Genomic DNA, 14,913 nt, shown 5'->3' on the forward strand with positions numbered 1-14,913 from the left:
TCCATCAGATATGAAGGATCTTATTTTTAACTCGTACATTTTTTGACAATTAATATATCCCTAAGTAGAGTTGCCTTTAAATCCACACAGTAATAGTAGATATTTAAAATTGCTTAGGCTATTTTTTAAACTTAAAACACACTCAGCTTTACTTTCGAAAAATATAAAAAAATCCTCCATTTCGGAGGATTTTTTTAAGGATGCTTTAGGCAACTTTTATTGGCACACCACTATGGAAGCGAAACATATCATCAGGGCTTAAAATCAGATTTTTTTCCACTTCTCTGATATGTTCAATACGTGCCTGAATATCTTCTTTTGGATTTTTCAGTTTTGCTTTTTTCGCTACATCCATAGCGAGTGCCAGATAGTCCTCAAAGTGGCGCGATTCGGACTTGAGCAGGTAACGATAATAACGTCCAAGTTCTTCATCCACATGCGGTGCCAGTGCATAGAATCGCTCACAAGAGCGAGCTTCTACAAAAGCACCAATGACTAGCACATCAATCAACGCTTCCGGTTCATAAGTACGGATTTCTTTGCGTAAGCCACCGGCATAGCGTCCTGCACTAAGACCAGTCCACTGCTGACCACGCTTGTTCATGAATTCCAGCACCTGTTCATAATGTAGCATTTCTTCGCGTACCAGCTGTGCCAGCTTTACCTGTAAGTCTACGAAAAAGCTATAACGAAACATCAGGTTCATTGCAGTACTGGCAGCTTTCTTCTCACAGTTGGCATGATCCTGCATCAGGATCTCCAGATTCTGTAAGGCTTCATCCAACCAGGCTTTAGGAGTTTCACAACCCAGGAAACCAATGACTGGCTTCATAAGTTCATCATAATCAATATTCGACATAACTTTTTAATCTTAACGTGCAGCTTTAATTGCAGCCTTCATTTGTTGTACAGCTTGTGCCAGACCAACAAAAACTGCATCTGCAATAATCGAGTGACCAATGTTTAATTCATGAATTTGCGGAATTGCAGCAATTGGAGTGACATTATCCAGATTCAGACCATGCCCGGCATTCACCACCAGACCTTTAGAAGCAGCATATTCTGCCCCTTTGATAATGCGCTCTAGTTCAGCTTTTTGTGCTTCAGGTGTTTCAGCATCCGCATAAGCACCGGTATGGATTTCAATCGTTGGTGCACCACACGCGACCGCAGCATCAATCTGGGCAATGTCTGCATCAATAAATAACGACACATCACAGCCAATCGTAGTTAGCTCTTGAGTAGCCTTCTTTACATCTTCAAAATGACCAACCACATCCAGACCGCCTTCAGTAGTGACTTCCTGACGTTTTTCAGGCACAAAACAGACATGCTGCGGTTGAATTTCTTTAGCAAAAGCCACCATTTCATCAGTCACAGCCATTTCCAGATTCATATGCGTGGTCAATACCGGACGCATACGACGTACATCATCATCCTGGATATGACGACGGTCTTCACGTAAATGCAGGGTAATCCCCTCTGCACCCGCCTGTTCGCAGATCAATGCAGCATTGACTGGGTCTGGGTACGTCGTACCACGTGCTTGTCTTAAAGTTGCGACATGGTCAATATTGACACCAAGTAATGCAGCCATAATATTTTCCTAACTACGATTGAGATTGAGAATTTTGTATCCACAATTGCCGACTTTTGAGTGGCCGATCACCAAGTAAGGCAGTGATGACCTGTCGATAAAGCTTCGTCAATAATTGTAACTGTTCTGGATTAAAATCCCTACCGTTTTCATGGCTCAACATAGTTAAAATCTGCTGTCCAGACATGGTTGAACGTGAGGCTTTGGCAGAAGGCATGAAACCATCATTGAGCTGAAAATAGTAATGCTGTTGAGGAGCGATAACTGCCTGATTCGCATCAACTGAAAAGTCCAGACCATAACCAAGTTCTTCCAGCAAAACATGCTCAAACTGGCGCAAGATCTGCTTGAGATAGGTATTCGGATCAGTTTGTGTAGAAAGCTGCTGCAAAGCCACTAAAGTTTCGCCATATTTAGCATAAGTCTGCGGCATTTCTACTTCGAGTGGGCAAAGTCGCAGCAGAATCTCGTTCAGATAAAATCCTGAAAAGAATGCATCCCCAAAAAAGAAAATAGGCTGATTGACAATTTCGAGTTTAGTAAAATTTTTGAGTTCAGATTTACCGGATGCTTGCACGCTGATTGGCTGATATTGTGGTGGTGGCGTCTGTCTTAAAATCCCATCGATACGGCCGTATTCCTGGGTAAATAAATGCACAATATGGCTGCGATCACGATATTTTCGGTGATGAATCAGGTATCCGTGCAGCACTTCATTACGCATAGGCTGCTTCTTTAATCTTTATTCTTTTTTGAATTTTTCTCATCTTCTTCGTCATCCCCATCCGGAATGGCGGCGCCCACAACAGCCGCAGTACCTTTGACTGCGACTTTTGTAGTTTTATAAGCAACTTTCACTGGAACGGTCACAACTTTATGAATACAACCCTGCAAGAATAAAACACATGCAGTAATTGTCAGCAATTTCATCATGATCCGTTCCTGCAAAATTAAATATCGCTATAACCTAAGCTTTTTAACGCTCGTTCATCATCAGACCAGCCACCTTTGACTTTCACCCAAAGTGTCAGCATGATTTTCTGTTCGAACATTTTTTCCATATCGACACGTGCATCCATGCCAATTTTTTTCAACTTAGAACCTTTTTCACCAATCACAATGGCTTTCTGGCCAGGACGATCAACAAAAATCGTCGCATCAATATAGGTACATGCCGGTTTCATGCGACCGGTTTTCTCATTCAGGGTCGGCTCTTCCGTTTTAAAGGATTCGATCTGAACAGTCAGGTCATATGGCAGCTCTTCGCCCAACTGACGCATGATCTTTTCACGGATAATTTCAGATGCCAGGAAGCGCTCTGAACGGTCAGTCAGCTGATCCAGTGAATATAACGGTGGCTGGAATGGCAGATAATTCGCAATCGTTGTACGCAGATGCTCAAGGTTAGCACCACGAAGCGCAGAAACCGGTACGATTTCAGCAAAGTTCATCAGCTTGGCACGTTCTTGAATCAAAGGTAATGCATGGTTTTTATTTTCTAGTGTATCAATCTTATTGATCACTAGAATGACCGGCATATCCGCATTTTTCAGCTTTTCCAAAACCAGGTCGTCGTTTGGCGTCCACTTATCTGCATCAACAACAAATAAAACCAGGTTTACATCACGCAATGCAGAATGCGCAGCGCGGTTCATCATTTTATTGATGGCACGTACTTCTTTCTTGTGCATCCCTGGAGTATCCACAAATACTGCCTGAGATTTCTCACGTGAATCAATGCCCACAATCTTGTGACGTGTGGTTTGTGGCTTACGTGAAGTAATCGAAAGTTTCTGGCCCAAAATATGGTTCATCAAGGTTGATTTGCCCACGTTTGGACGACCAACAATCGCAACAAAACCACTGCGGTAATCCGAAGGGATTTCAGTGCCTTGTTCGCTAAAAAATTGACTAATTAAGTCATTGCTGTCGCTTTGCGACTCGTGATCAGCATCGATGTGATCGGAATGAGTAGTCATTAAGACTTATGCTCCAATAGTTTTAAAATTTCCGCTGCAACTGCTTGTTCAGCGAAACGGCGACTTGAACCCTCGCCGATCAGGATAGGTAAGTCTTCAATCCGACACTCCACTTTGAAATGCTGGTTTGGGGCATCACCTTGAATATCTACAACCTCATAAACTGGGAGAGGTTTCTTACGTGCTTGTAAATACTCTTGTAAGCGAGATTTAGGGTCTTTAAGCTGATCGGTCGGCTCAATATGGTCTAAATACGGTTCGTACCATTTTAACACAATCGGCTCTAACACGGTGAGATCACCGCAATCGACATAGATCGCACCAATAATGGCTTCTACCGTATCTGCCAGTATAGACTCACGATGATGACCGCCAGATTTCAATTCACCGGTACTGAGAATTAAATTCTGGCTCAGCTTTAAATCATTGGCGATTTTTCCTAATGCTTCCTGACGAACCAGAGTCGCACGCATACGCGTTAAACGGCCTTCATTTTCGTGTGGATAAGCAGTGAAGAGATAATTGGCAATGATCATCCCTAAAAGCGAATCGCCCAGAAATTCCAGGCGCTCGTAGTTGTGTTTATGACTGACTGAACGATGGGTCAATGCCAGTTTCAGCAAATCAGCCTGTTTAAACTGATAGCCGATCCGCTTGGCAAGACGTTCATCATTTAGCTTTGACTGTGCTTTGATCAAACTCTTTCTCAAACTTCATCACTAAATCGATATTCATTAGAAAATTCTTGCGAACTTCATAATTCTTTCTTACGACCATCGCTTGCGCATTGTCGAGAATAACATTCTGCTTAATGTCAAAATCGCGAATATTATTCATCTCTAAACGCTTAGACAGTTCCGAATTAAATTTCTCCGGCGTGATATTTGCAGGAGCTGTTTTTAGTAGCTCCTCAATCTGGCTATCTACCAGGCGATCATCGAAATACGGTCCCCATACCGCAATTGCGATTTTTGCCAGAAAAGCAAACCCCATAATTGCAAACAATATTGCAATATACGATGCACCTTGTTGATGTCTCATTTTTATTTTCCCAATTGAAACAATAAATTAGTCAATTGTTCCGTTTCGGCTAAACGAAGGTAATTTAAAACCTGATTCTTTATGCATCCATACATAGAATGCGCGACCGGTTAAATTTTCTTCCGGAACAAATCCCCAGAAGCGACTGTCAGCACTTTGATCACGATTATCCCCCATCGCAAAGTACTGACCTTCTGGTACTTTTACTTCCCAATATAAACCATTTTCACCTGAATATTTACCATTTTCCACAAAGTTGATAAATGGTGCCTGACGCGCCACATTTACCCCTTCAAGCTCACGCATGGTAAAGGTATGCTTACCTAAAGTCTCTTTGTGATAAATTGATTCAGGCGTATCTAAACGGTCTTTTTCACGGCTAAATTCAACAGGAACTTTAGTGACTTTTTCACCATTAATAATCAATTGACCATGATCATAAACGATATGATCACCCGGCAAACCTACAATACGTTTGATATAGCTAATGCCAGGTTGTGGTGGATAACGGAATACCGCTACTTCACCACGTTCTGGACTTCCAGTATCAATAATTTTGCTATTGATGATGGGCAGACGCACACCATAATCGAATTTATTGACCAGAATGAAGTCACCTGTTTCCAGGGTGGGCACCATGGAATCAGATGGAATATTAAAAGGCTCGTACAAGAATGAACGCAGAACCAGCACAACGGTCAGCACTGGCCAGAAGTCATAAGCCCAGGTAATGATAAAATTTTCATTGCCCTTGCCTTTGGTCTGTCGCTGTTTCAGAACAAACTTATCAAGCAGCCATATTGCAATAAAAAACAGCGTGGCAGGAACAAGAATTAAATTAAAATCAAAATCCATGGGCTTATATCCTTATTATTTTAGCGTTCGACTTTTAATACAGCTAAGAACGCTTCTTGTGGGATTTCTACGCTACCCACCTGCTTCATACGTTTCTTACCTTCTTTCTGTTTAGACAGAAGTTTTTTCTTACGTGACACGTCACCACCATAACACTTCGCCAATACGTTTTTACGCATCGCTTTTACAGTAGAACGGGCAATGATTTGCGCACCAATGGCTGCCTGAATCGCGACATCAAACATTTGACGTGGAATCAGGTCTTTCATTTTTTCAACCAGGGCAATACCACGGTGACGTGCATCCTGACGGTGACAGATCATCGCCAAGGCATCCACTTTGTCACCATTGATCAGAACATCAACCTTAACCAATGATGAACTTTCAAAGCGCACAAAGTTATAGTCCAGTGAGGCAAAACCACGTGAGCAAGACTTCAGTTTGTCGAAGAAATCCATGACCACTTCAGCCATCGGAATTTCAAAGGTAATGGATACCTGATTACTCATGAACTTCATGTCTTTTTGCACACCACGGCGCTCAACACACAAGGTCATCACATTGCCCAGATATTCTTGTGGTACTAAGATATGACATTCTGCAATCGGTTCACGCAGGTCTTCTACTGTTGAACCGTCTGGCATTTTTGATGGACTGTCGACATAGATCGTTTGACCATTTTTCATCACCGCTTCGTAAATTACAGTCGGTGCAGATGAAATCAGATCCAGATCGTATTCACGTTCTAAACGCTCCTGCACGATCTCCATATGCAGCATGCCCAAGAAGCCACAACGGAAACCAAAACCAAGTGCATCTGAACTTTCAGGTTCAAAGAACAAGGCAGAGTCGTTAATCTGTAATTTTTGCAGCGCTTCACGGAAAGGTTCAAAGTCACTGGCATCAATCGGGAACAGACCAGCATAAACCTGTGGTTTAACCTTCTTGAAACCTGGCAATACTTCAACATCTGGAGTAGAGGCAAGTGTGATCGTATCACCAACTGGCGCACCAAAGATGTCTTTAATACCCGCAATCACAAAACCTACTTCACCCGCTTCAAGAATATCGGTTTCGGTATGCTTTGGATTGAAGATACCTACTGAAGTAATGATGTGCGTCTGACCAGTTGATTTCATCAACATCTTGTCGCCTTTACGCACACGACCCTGTTTCACACGAACTAAAGACACAACGCCCAGGTAGTTATCAAACCATGAGTCGATAATCAATGCTTGCAGCGGTGCATCACGGTCACCTGTTGGCGCAGGAATCACATTCACCAGAGTTTCCAGCACACCTTCAATACCTAGGCCTGTTTTTGCAGAACAGGTCGGTGCTTCAGTGGCTTCAATACCAATGATGTCTTCAATTTCCTGAATCACACGTTCAGGTTCAGCCTGCGGCAAGTCAATCTTGTTCAGAACTGGCAATACTTCCAGACCCTGCTCAATTGCGGTATAGCAGTTTGCAACAGACTGTGCTTCTACACCCTGTGCTGCATCTACAACCAGCAATGCACCTTCACACGCAGCAAGTGAACGCGATACTTCATACGAGAAGTCCACGTGTCCCGGAGTATCAATGAAGTTTAGCTGATATTCCTGGCCATTCGGGTGTGTGTAGTACAAGGTCACCGATGCCGCTTTAATGGTAATCCCACGTTCGCGTTCAAGTTCCATAGAATCGAGAACCTGAGCCTGCATTTCACGATCCTGCAAACCACCACAGGTTTGAATGAATCGATCCGCCAGGGTCGATTTACCGTGGTCAATATGCGCAATAATCGAGAAGTTACGAATGTTTTTAATATCAACAGATTTTTTAGCTTGCGCCATGGGCTACCTTGAGAAAAAAACGCGCCATGCAATATAAAGGGATTGCACAACAAAAGCCGAATAGAAATTGCCGAGGATTATAGCAGAATGCAGTTACAGAAAAAGAATTATATTTTCGTAGCTCATTCCACTACTTTGTTTGCCATGAAATCGCTCTGACCAAGTTTTGGCAACATCAGAGCGATTGTCGTTTAAATACACACAACCACATTTAAGTCTGCTTCATTGTTGATATTTAATCTGTCAGATACAACTGACTAAAATCCAAAGGATTGATATCTGCTAATAAGGGTTGATAGGCTTGGGTAAATGTCGGTGACATCCGCTTCGGACGACCAGTGGCAATTTCTACACAGGCCCATTGCGTACTCCCTGTAAAGATTAGGTTCTGATCTGCCGGGCGATAGAAGGCATATTGGCGGAATGAATAGAGTGCATTGATATCATTTAACCAAGTACGCAAAATCAGCTCATCACCTTCAAATGCTGCCTTGCGATATTGCACATGATGCTCAACTGCGACCATGGCATGCTTTAGTTCCAGGTACTGCTCTAGACCCAAACCGATCTGTTCAATATGCGCGGTTGCAACATCCTGCATCCACTGCACATAGACCACATTATTTACATGCCCCAAGATATCAATATGTTCTGGTTTTACTGTTAACTTCAGGTCAAAAATACCCTTCACGCGTTGCTTATCCTTTAGATCATATAGCGACTTAGAGTCTACAGATTTTATTTGCAGGGTAAATTGCCAAATATTAAAAAACCGCCTGAGTTCAGACGGTTTTTACCAACCAATGATGCGTTTATGAGACTCGCATACCGACGATCACGCGCTGTCCTTGACGGATGAGTGTTACTCGCGCGACGCTGCCTTTGTTTAATTCAGATACAGTTTCCACAAACTGGTTACTGTTCAGAACAGTCTTTCCATTAATATTGGTCACCACATCATTCGGCATAATACGTGCTTGTGCCGCAACCCCACCTGGACGCACATCCTGAATCACTACACCACCTTTGATATCTAAACTACTCATTTCATTTGGTGTCAGGTTACGGATAGTGACCCCAATGACTGGCCCTTTGTTTGGTTGTGCCTGATTGCTGGCATTCGCTGGGGTATCGTCCGGTGCTGTACTTAAAGTCGCATTGATATTACGGCGTTTGTCATCACGTAATACTTCTAACTGGATCTGCTGTTTTGGTGCAGAACGGTTTAAGTAATTCAACAATTCACTGGTACGAGAAATATCAGTCCCGTTATATTTAAGAATGACATCTCCCGCCTGTAAGCCTGCTTTGGCCGCTGGCGAGTTGGGTGCAATCTGGGTTACCAATGAACCTTCCGGCTTAGACAGCTTATAAGATTCTGCCAGATTGCGGTCAATATCCTGCAAGCTTACGCCCAGATAAGAACGGGTAACTTTACCATTGCGTTTCAACTGGTCTGCCACTTCCATTGCGACATCAATTGGAATGGAGAATGACAAGCCCATATAACCGCCAGTTCCGCTAAAGATACGTGAATTCACCCCGACTACTTCACCGTGCTGGTTAAACAGTGGTCCACCAGAATTCCCCGGGTTTAAAGCTACGTCAGTCTGAATGAATGGCACTGCAGTTTCACCCATCATATTACGCATCTTGGCGCTGACAATTCCGGCAGAAGCCGAATAGTCAAAACCAAATGGTGAACCGATAGCGAGTACAGGCTCACCGACACGTAAACGCCCAACATCTCCCGTGCGTAATTCCGGGAAACCTGCACCATTGACCTTCAGTAAAGCCACGTCAGTACGTTCATCGCTACCTACAACTGTTGCATCAATTTCACGACGGTCATTTAAGGTAATGGTCACCTTGGATGCATTTTCAATCACATGGTGATTAGTCAGCAAATAGCCGTCTTTACTGATAAAGAAGGCGCTGCCATACCCTGTTTTTTCTTGAGGTGCACGTGGCTGAGGAATAATGACCTGATTACCAAAGAAACGGCGTAAAATATCTGGAATTTGTTGTTGTAATAGCTCTTCTTCGGACATTTTTTTAACAACATTGACACTCACCACTGCCGGACTGACTTGTGCAACCAGATTTGAAAAATCAACTGGAGTGGCTGCCCCCGCCTGCAATGCCGTCATTGTTAATGTTGCCGCAAATATTCCGTGTTTAACATCCAAGATTTTCATATATTTATTCACTCAAATAACTGATAAACCTATTTAAATTAGTTTTATCATAAACTATACAAAATTTAAGTAACGAAATGTTCTTATTCTACTTGCTGATATTATGCCATTTTTAAAGACTTAAGTTTCAGCTTTCATTACTTTTTTTCATAAATTTATGGGTAGATAAATGCTTGCCTTTTGTACAAAAAAGCGCTGTGATAGCCGGACTTTTTTTCAGTTAGCTGAATAGTCATGTCTAATTTACACACGACACATCATTTTGATGTGATTATTGTGGGCAGCGGCGGCGCCGGCTTAAGTTTAGCCTTATCTTTACCAGAACATTTTAATATTGCAGTTTTAGCCAAATCAACGCTTACGGATGCGAGTACATTTTATGCCCAGGGGGGTGTGGCAGCTGTACTTGATGAAATGGATTCTCTCGAGCAGCATATCGATGACACCATGATTGCCGGGGCACAATTGTGTGAAATGGATGCAGTCAAGCAGACCGTTGAAGGTGGCAAGCCTGCAGTCGATTTCCTGCTTAAGCATGGCGTGCAGTTCACACTAGATGAACAGGAACAACTGCATTTGACTCGTGAAGGGGGCCATTCTCAGCGCCGCATTATTCACGCAGCAGATGCTACAGGACGTGCAATTTCCACTACTTTGGTACAGCGCGCTCAAGAAAAGCAGAATATTCATATCTTTGAAAATTATATTGCGATTGATCTGATCTGCTCCAAAAAGCTTGGTCATGCAGGTGAAAACCGGGCACTCGGCCTGTATGCATTGGATGAACACACCGAACAGGTACATACTTTCCTGGCACCATTTACTGCCCTAGCCTGTGGTGGTGCAATGAAGGCTTATCTTTATACATCTAATCCAGATATTGCTACGGGTGACGGTATTGCGATGGCTTACCGCGCCGGTTGTCGTGTTGCCAATATGGAGTTCAACCAGTTTCATCCGACCTGTTTATACCACCCGCAAGCGCGTTCATTCCTGATTACTGAAGCCATGCGTGGTGAAGGGGCATACTTACGTCTACCAGATGGTGAACGTTTCATGCTGCGTTTTGATGAACGCGCTGAACTGGCACCGCGTGACATCGTGGCGCGTGCCATTGACTATGAAATTAAACGCCTGGGGATCCGTCATGTCTGGCTGGATATTACCCATAAAGATGAAGACTTTATTAAAGAGCACTTCCCGACGCTGTATGCACGCCTATTAGAGCTGGGAATTGATATCACCAAGGAAATGATTCCGGTGGTACCCGCAGCGCACTATACCTGTGGCGGTGTGGTGGTTGATGAGAATAGTCAGACTGATATTGCTGGTCTATATGCTATTGGGGAGACGTCTTATACCGGTCTGCATGGCGCGAATCGTATGGCCAGTAATTCACTGCTGGAATGCTTTGTTTATGGCATGAGTGCAGCCAAGCATATTCAGGAAAATTTTAAAGCGGATCAATCCGTACCTGAAGTCCCAGCTTGGGATGATTCCCAGGTAACGAATCCGGATGAAGATGTAGTGATTCTGCAAAACTGGGATGAGCTGCGTCAGACCATGTGGAACTATGTAGGCATTGTCCGTACCACCAAGCGTCTGGAACGTGCCTTGCACCGGATTGAAATGCTGAAAAAAGAAATTACCGAATATTATCAGGATTATCAGGTCAGCAAAAACCTGATAGAACTGCGTAATCTGGTGCTGGTATCGGAGATGATTGTGCGCTGTGCCATGCAACGTAAAGAATCCCGTGGTCTGCACTATACCTTGGACTATCCGGAACAGTTACCTGAGTTACGCAAAACCGTACTGATTCCACCAAGTTTTAAAGTGGAACAACCATTGGTGAATGCAGCAGAAGTTTAAATACTTAAGTGTAAAAAACCGGATCTCATGATCCGGTTTTTTATTTGCTACATATCTTGATTGCGGCTTCCAAGATTTCGAGATAAATCTGAACTCATCACTTGAGTATAAGCATAACTATGGCGTGCAGTCTGATGTGAATAATGCTCATTAAGTCTCTCTAGCAGTTTTTCCGCAAGTAGATGCTGTTTCTGCTAAAATAGCTGTCCATTTTATGATCTGCGGTTGCCATTGACCTTCCCAATCTTCCGGTCAATTGTGCCTCATTATTTGCGTAAGGCCAGCTTTTGTATCGCCGTTTCAAAATCAGCTGTATAAATAACAATTAAAACACAACCAATTGAATTTATTTATTTTTATCATTATGAAAAAAATATATTTCTTTTATTTTATGTGATTAAGATACTGATTTAGGCGGAATCGAATAAGTTCCGGTGACATGTGCGACAGGTTCTTCTATACCTTCTGAATAGATCCAAACTTCCCCGACAATAAGCGCTTTTCCAACTTTCATCAGGCGACATTTTCCAATCAGATCACGTTGTCCATCCGGCTTACGCAAAAAATTAATATTGATATTGGTGGTGACAGCCAATCCCACCAGACCAATCTCTCCTAAAATTGCGACATACAAACCAAAGTCTGCGATCGTCATTATGGTTGGCCCAGAAATCGTACCACCCGGGCGCAGCTGACTATCACTCACACGGTAACGAACAGTTGAGGTTTGAGGCTGTATATCCATGACCTCACAATGCTCAAGGCTTTGTGGAAATTCTACTTCTAAAAACTGCTGAATCTGTTCAAGTGTACTTTTCATAAAAAATCTTCCATATTGAAAACAATATAGAAGATTTTTAAAGAATTGAACTGGTTTTAATCTGACTGCTCAGACCACCTGTAATTCTGCCATGGCTTGAGCAAAAACCTGCTCTGGAGCTTGAGTCGCATCGAGACGCTTCATACGTTGCGGATGACGCTGCCACAAAGTTTCATAACCGCTTCTTACTTTCTCAAAGAAAGAGACTTTCTCCTGTTCAAAACGATCTAGTGCACCACGTTCACGGGCACGGTTCATGCCTAGTTCAATTGGCGCATCCAGCCAGAAAGTGACATCTGGCATACGTGCTACGAAATTATCATTCAGCAAATTCAGCTTGGCTTCACTGAGTCCACGCCCTGCACATTGATAGGCAAAACTGGCATCAGTAAAACGGTCACACAAGACTATCTTACCTGCCTCAAGCGCAGGCAGAATAACCTGTGCTAAATGCTGAGCTCGTGCGGCATACATCAATAACAGCTCAGTGTCATTACACATGGCTTCTTCATGATTCACCGCCAGTAACAGTGAACGGATTTGTTCAGCCATTGGCGTGCCACCCGGTTCACGGGTCAACACCACTTCTTTGCCCTGTGCAACAAAATCATCATAGATACGACGAATGAGCGTGGTTTTCCCTACACCTTCAGTGCCTTCAAAGCTGATAAACATGCTCACTCCTTAATTTTTTGAACGTAAAACAGTGAGATATTCCTGCACTGCTCTATTGTGATCTTGTAGATTCGTGCTGAACTTATGCCCACCATTACCCGTTGCGACAAAATATAGATTTTGGGAATTATCTGGATGCATCGCTGCTTCAATCGCTTTTTTGCTCGGCAGGGCAATTGGTGTTGGCGGCAAGCCTGAAATGGTATAGGTATTATATGCTGTCGGTGTGCGCAGATCCTGACGGGTAATATTACCTTGATATTTATCCCCCATGCCATAAATTACGGTTGGGTCAGTTTGCAAGCGCATCCCCATTTTCAGACGGCGTACAAATACACCAGACACCTGCTCCAGTTCACTATCCAGACTGGTTTCTTTTTCAATAATCGAGGCCATAATCAGCGCTTCGTATTTATTCTGATAAGGCAAACCACTGGCACGGTTTTTCCAAGCCTCATCTAAAGACTGCATCTGATGACGATACAAATCTGTCAGAATCTTACGGTCGGTTTCACCTTTGGCAAAGAAATAGGTATTCGGTGCAAATAAACCCTCAGGATGATCAAACGGAATATTTAACTCTTTCAGCAATTGATCAGTTGGCAGATTTACCACTTCTTTCGTGACTAAATCATCTTTCTTTAAGGTATCGATCAGCTGTTTGAAAGTGGTACCTTCAATTACCAGAATACGGTTCATCTGGGCATTTTCCGAATTGGAAATCATTTCCAGCACCTGACGGATACTCATGCCATCGCGTACTTCATAAACACCTGCTTTCATCGTGTCATGAATGATAAAACGCTGATAAACTTTCAAAAGGATCGGAAAGCTGACATGACCTTCTTTCGCCACACGGTCAATAAAGCCAGAATAGGTATCCCCAGCACTGATCGCCAGCATCTGTTTTTTACCTTCAACCGGATAATCTCTAAACAGGCTGCTTTTGAGAATCACGGCCAAGATCAATACAAGACCCAGGACAACGACCAATACACCTTTAAGTGGAAAAGCTGATTTCGCTTTATTTTTCTTTTTTCGTGTGGATTTGCTGGCGGACATATTTTAAATGATCTGATGTAAATGAAGACGATGAAATAACTCAATACAGACTTCTGTATCCAGTGTTTTTTGTTCAAATTGAGTAACAATTTTCATAGGGCTCAGTGCGTTGCAGAAGAATAGACTCTGAATAGAAGAAATTTCATTCAAATCCAGACTGCGCTGTTCACACATAATGCCTTGCTGCAACATACGTTCCAGAATCTCGGCACGCATTACCCCGGTAACGCCATTATAGCGAAGTTCCGGAGTAATCCACGTGTTGTTTATCCTTAAAAAACAATTACTGCTCACCCCTTCAACAATTTCACCCTGCACATCACAAACCAGTGCTTCGCTCCAGCCCTGCTGATCTGCTTCCTGTTTGAGTATGACCTGCTCTAAACGATTCAGTGTTTTTAACCCGACTAATTGCGGCATACACAGACCAAGTGCAGTATTTAAGACACCACTTTCAATCTGCTCAAAGTGATGCTCAGGAAGCATTTGCGGATAGTAATACAGCCAAACATCTGCTGGATGGTCTGGCAAGCTATAGCCGCGCTGGCCAATGCCCCGACTCAGAATAATTTTCAAGGTCCCGTTTAAGTTAGAAGTTAATTCACGTAATTGTTCTAAGGTCGCATCAATCAGGCTTAAGTCCGCTTGTAGCTGCATTTTCTGACTACTTATATGCAGGCGTGATAAATGCCGTTCCTGCAGTTCAATACGGTTATTGCGAATCCGGGCTGTCGTAAAGCAGCCATCGCCATAATGAAAGGCGCGATCAAGCAAATCTATCTGATTGACTTGTTGTGCATTTTTAAAACACAGCATGATTTCCCACCTCTCAGGTCAATGTCACAGCATGCAAAGCTATACTGCATCCACATATCTGTTTTACTCACATAAAATTCTTTTTTAATTATTTTTTATGTAAAAAAACTCCAGCTATTCTTGCCCCATCCAACAAAAACCAAGAACACTTGAGGCAAAT

General features: G+C 43.0%; 16 protein-coding genes. 1 reads left to right on the forward strand and 15 read right to left on the reverse strand.

From position 1 onward, the window contains the following. Positions 1-205 precede the first annotated feature (205 nt). From F899_RS10865 to F899_RS10915, 11 genes are all read right to left on the reverse strand, one after another. Positions 206-859, reverse strand: coding sequence for a MiaE family protein (locus tag F899_RS10865; protein WP_005222756.1), 654 nt, complete (start codon positions 857-859; stop codon positions 206-208). A gap of 12 nt (positions 860-871) precedes the next feature. After that, a complete protein-coding gene (gene pdxJ, locus F899_RS10870) occupies positions 872-1,597 on the reverse strand; it encodes a pyridoxine 5'-phosphate synthase (protein WP_005222757.1) in 726 nt (241 codons plus the stop codon). A gap of 13 nt (positions 1,598-1,610) precedes the next feature. After that, positions 1,611-2,321, reverse strand: a complete 711-nt coding sequence (recO, locus tag F899_RS10875; RefSeq protein WP_005222758.1) for a DNA repair protein RecO — start codon at positions 2,319-2,321, stop codon at positions 1,611-1,613. An 11-nt stretch (positions 2,322-2,332) separates the two neighbouring features. After that, positions 2,333-2,530, reverse strand: coding sequence for an NF038104 family lipoprotein (locus tag F899_RS10880; RefSeq protein WP_005222759.1), 198 nt, complete (start codon positions 2,528-2,530; stop codon positions 2,333-2,335). Between the two features lie 17 nt (positions 2,531-2,547). Then, entirely contained in the window at positions 2,548-3,576 is a 1,029-nt protein-coding gene (gene era / locus F899_RS10885) for a GTPase Era (RefSeq protein WP_004815199.1), read from the reverse strand. Then, the gene (rnc, locus tag F899_RS10890; protein ID WP_004815197.1) at positions 3,576-4,274 is read right to left on the reverse strand and encodes a ribonuclease III; all 699 of its coding nucleotides are present in this window, start codon (positions 4,272-4,274) and stop codon (positions 3,576-3,578) included. The genes era and rnc overlap by 1 nt, the downstream gene beginning before the upstream one ends. Continuing rightward, positions 4,246-4,617, reverse strand: coding sequence for a DUF4845 domain-containing protein (locus tag F899_RS10895; RefSeq protein WP_004815195.1), 372 nt, complete (start codon positions 4,615-4,617; stop codon positions 4,246-4,248). The genes rnc and F899_RS10895 overlap by 29 nt, the downstream gene beginning before the upstream one ends. 27 nt (positions 4,618-4,644) lie before the next feature. Beyond that, a complete protein-coding gene (gene lepB, locus F899_RS10900) occupies positions 4,645-5,472 on the reverse strand; it encodes a signal peptidase I (RefSeq protein WP_005222760.1) in 828 nt (275 codons plus the stop codon). A 20-nt stretch (positions 5,473-5,492) separates the two neighbouring features. Beyond that, on the reverse strand, positions 5,493-7,310 hold the full coding sequence (gene lepA / locus F899_RS10905) for a translation elongation factor 4 (RefSeq protein ID WP_004815191.1): 1,818 nt from the start codon (positions 7,308-7,310) through the stop codon (positions 5,493-5,495). 235 nt (positions 7,311-7,545) lie between these two features. After that, entirely contained in the window at positions 7,546-8,001 is a 456-nt protein-coding gene (locus F899_RS10910; protein WP_005222761.1) for an acyl-CoA thioesterase, read from the reverse strand. A gap of 121 nt (positions 8,002-8,122) precedes the next feature. Continuing rightward, positions 8,123-9,508 (reverse strand): Do family serine endopeptidase, encoded by a 1,386-nt coding sequence (locus F899_RS10915; protein ID WP_005222762.1) that lies wholly within the window; start codon positions 9,506-9,508, stop codon positions 8,123-8,125. Positions 9,509-9,736: 228 nt separating this feature from the next. On the opposite strand from F899_RS10915, the gene nadB reads away from it, so the two are divergent. After that, positions 9,737-11,380, forward strand: coding sequence for an L-aspartate oxidase (gene nadB / locus F899_RS10920; protein WP_171063884.1), 1,644 nt, complete (start codon positions 9,737-9,739; stop codon positions 11,378-11,380). 397 nt (positions 11,381-11,777) lie between these two features. On the opposite strand, the gene F899_RS10925 is transcribed toward nadB, so the two are convergent. From F899_RS10925 to pabC, 4 genes are all read right to left on the reverse strand, one after another. Beyond that, a complete protein-coding gene (locus F899_RS10925; protein ID WP_005222765.1) occupies positions 11,778-12,200 on the reverse strand; it encodes a PaaI family thioesterase in 423 nt (140 codons plus the stop codon). 69 nt (positions 12,201-12,269) lie between these two features. Then, positions 12,270-12,875 (reverse strand): dTMP kinase, encoded by a 606-nt coding sequence (gene tmk, locus F899_RS10930; protein WP_005222766.1) that lies wholly within the window; start codon positions 12,873-12,875, stop codon positions 12,270-12,272. A gap of 9 nt (positions 12,876-12,884) precedes the next feature. Continuing rightward, positions 12,885-13,937: an endolytic transglycosylase MltG gene (mltG, locus tag F899_RS10935; protein WP_005222767.1), complete on the reverse strand. Its 1,053-nt coding sequence runs from the start codon at positions 13,935-13,937 to the stop codon at positions 12,885-12,887. Between the two features lie 3 nt (positions 13,938-13,940). Continuing rightward, positions 13,941-14,753, reverse strand: a complete 813-nt coding sequence (gene pabC, locus F899_RS10940) for an aminodeoxychorismate lyase (protein WP_005222768.1) — start codon at positions 14,751-14,753, stop codon at positions 13,941-13,943. Between the last annotated feature and the right edge of the window lie 160 nt (positions 14,754-14,913).

Origin of the sequence: Acinetobacter sp. CIP 101934, from assembly GCF_000369585.1 — a bacterium.
Taxonomy (GTDB): Bacteria; Pseudomonadota; Gammaproteobacteria; order Pseudomonadales; family Moraxellaceae; genus Acinetobacter; species Acinetobacter schindleri.

What these genes read in the sequence shown, in the direction of transcription:
- F899_RS10865 (WP_005222756.1), bottom strand. Translation starts at nt 859, where the DNA reads ATGTCGAATATTGATTATGATGAACTTATGAAGCCAGTCATTGGTTTC.
- pdxJ (WP_005222757.1), bottom strand. Translation starts at nt 1,597, where the DNA reads ATGGCTGCATTACTTGGTGTCAATATTGACCATGTCGCAACTTTAAGA.
- recO (WP_005222758.1), bottom strand. Translation starts at nt 2,321, where the DNA reads ATGCGTAATGAAGTGCTGCACGGATACCTGATTCATCACCGAAAATAT.
- F899_RS10880 (WP_005222759.1), bottom strand. Translation starts at nt 2,530, where the DNA reads ATGATGAAATTGCTGACAATTACTGCATGTGTTTTATTCTTGCAGGGT.
- era (WP_004815199.1), bottom strand. Translation starts at nt 3,576, where the DNA reads ATGACTACTCATTCCGATCACATCGATGCTGATCACGAGTCGCAAAGC.
- F899_RS10895 (WP_004815195.1), bottom strand. Translation starts at nt 4,617, where the DNA reads ATGAGACATCAACAAGGTGCATCGTATATTGCAATATTGTTTGCAATT.
- lepB (WP_005222760.1), bottom strand. Translation starts at nt 5,472, where the DNA reads ATGGATTTTGATTTTAATTTAATTCTTGTTCCTGCCACGCTGTTTTTT.
- lepA (WP_004815191.1), bottom strand. Translation starts at nt 7,310, where the DNA reads ATGGCGCAAGCTAAAAAATCTGTTGATATTAAAAACATTCGTAACTTC.
- F899_RS10915 (WP_005222762.1), bottom strand. Translation starts at nt 9,508, where the DNA reads ATGAAAATCTTGGATGTTAAACACGGAATATTTGCGGCAACATTAACA.
- F899_RS10925 (WP_005222765.1), bottom strand. Translation starts at nt 12,200, where the DNA reads ATGAAAAGTACACTTGAACAGATTCAGCAGTTTTTAGAAGTAGAATTT.
- tmk (WP_005222766.1), bottom strand. Translation starts at nt 12,875, where the DNA reads ATGTTTATCAGCTTTGAAGGCACTGAAGGTGTAGGGAAAACCACGCTC.
- mltG (WP_005222767.1), bottom strand. Translation starts at nt 13,937, where the DNA reads ATGTCCGCCAGCAAATCCACACGAAAAAAGAAAAATAAAGCGAAATCA.
- pabC (WP_005222768.1), bottom strand. Translation starts at nt 14,753, where the DNA reads ATGCTGTGTTTTAAAAATGCACAACAAGTCAATCAGATAGATTTGCTT.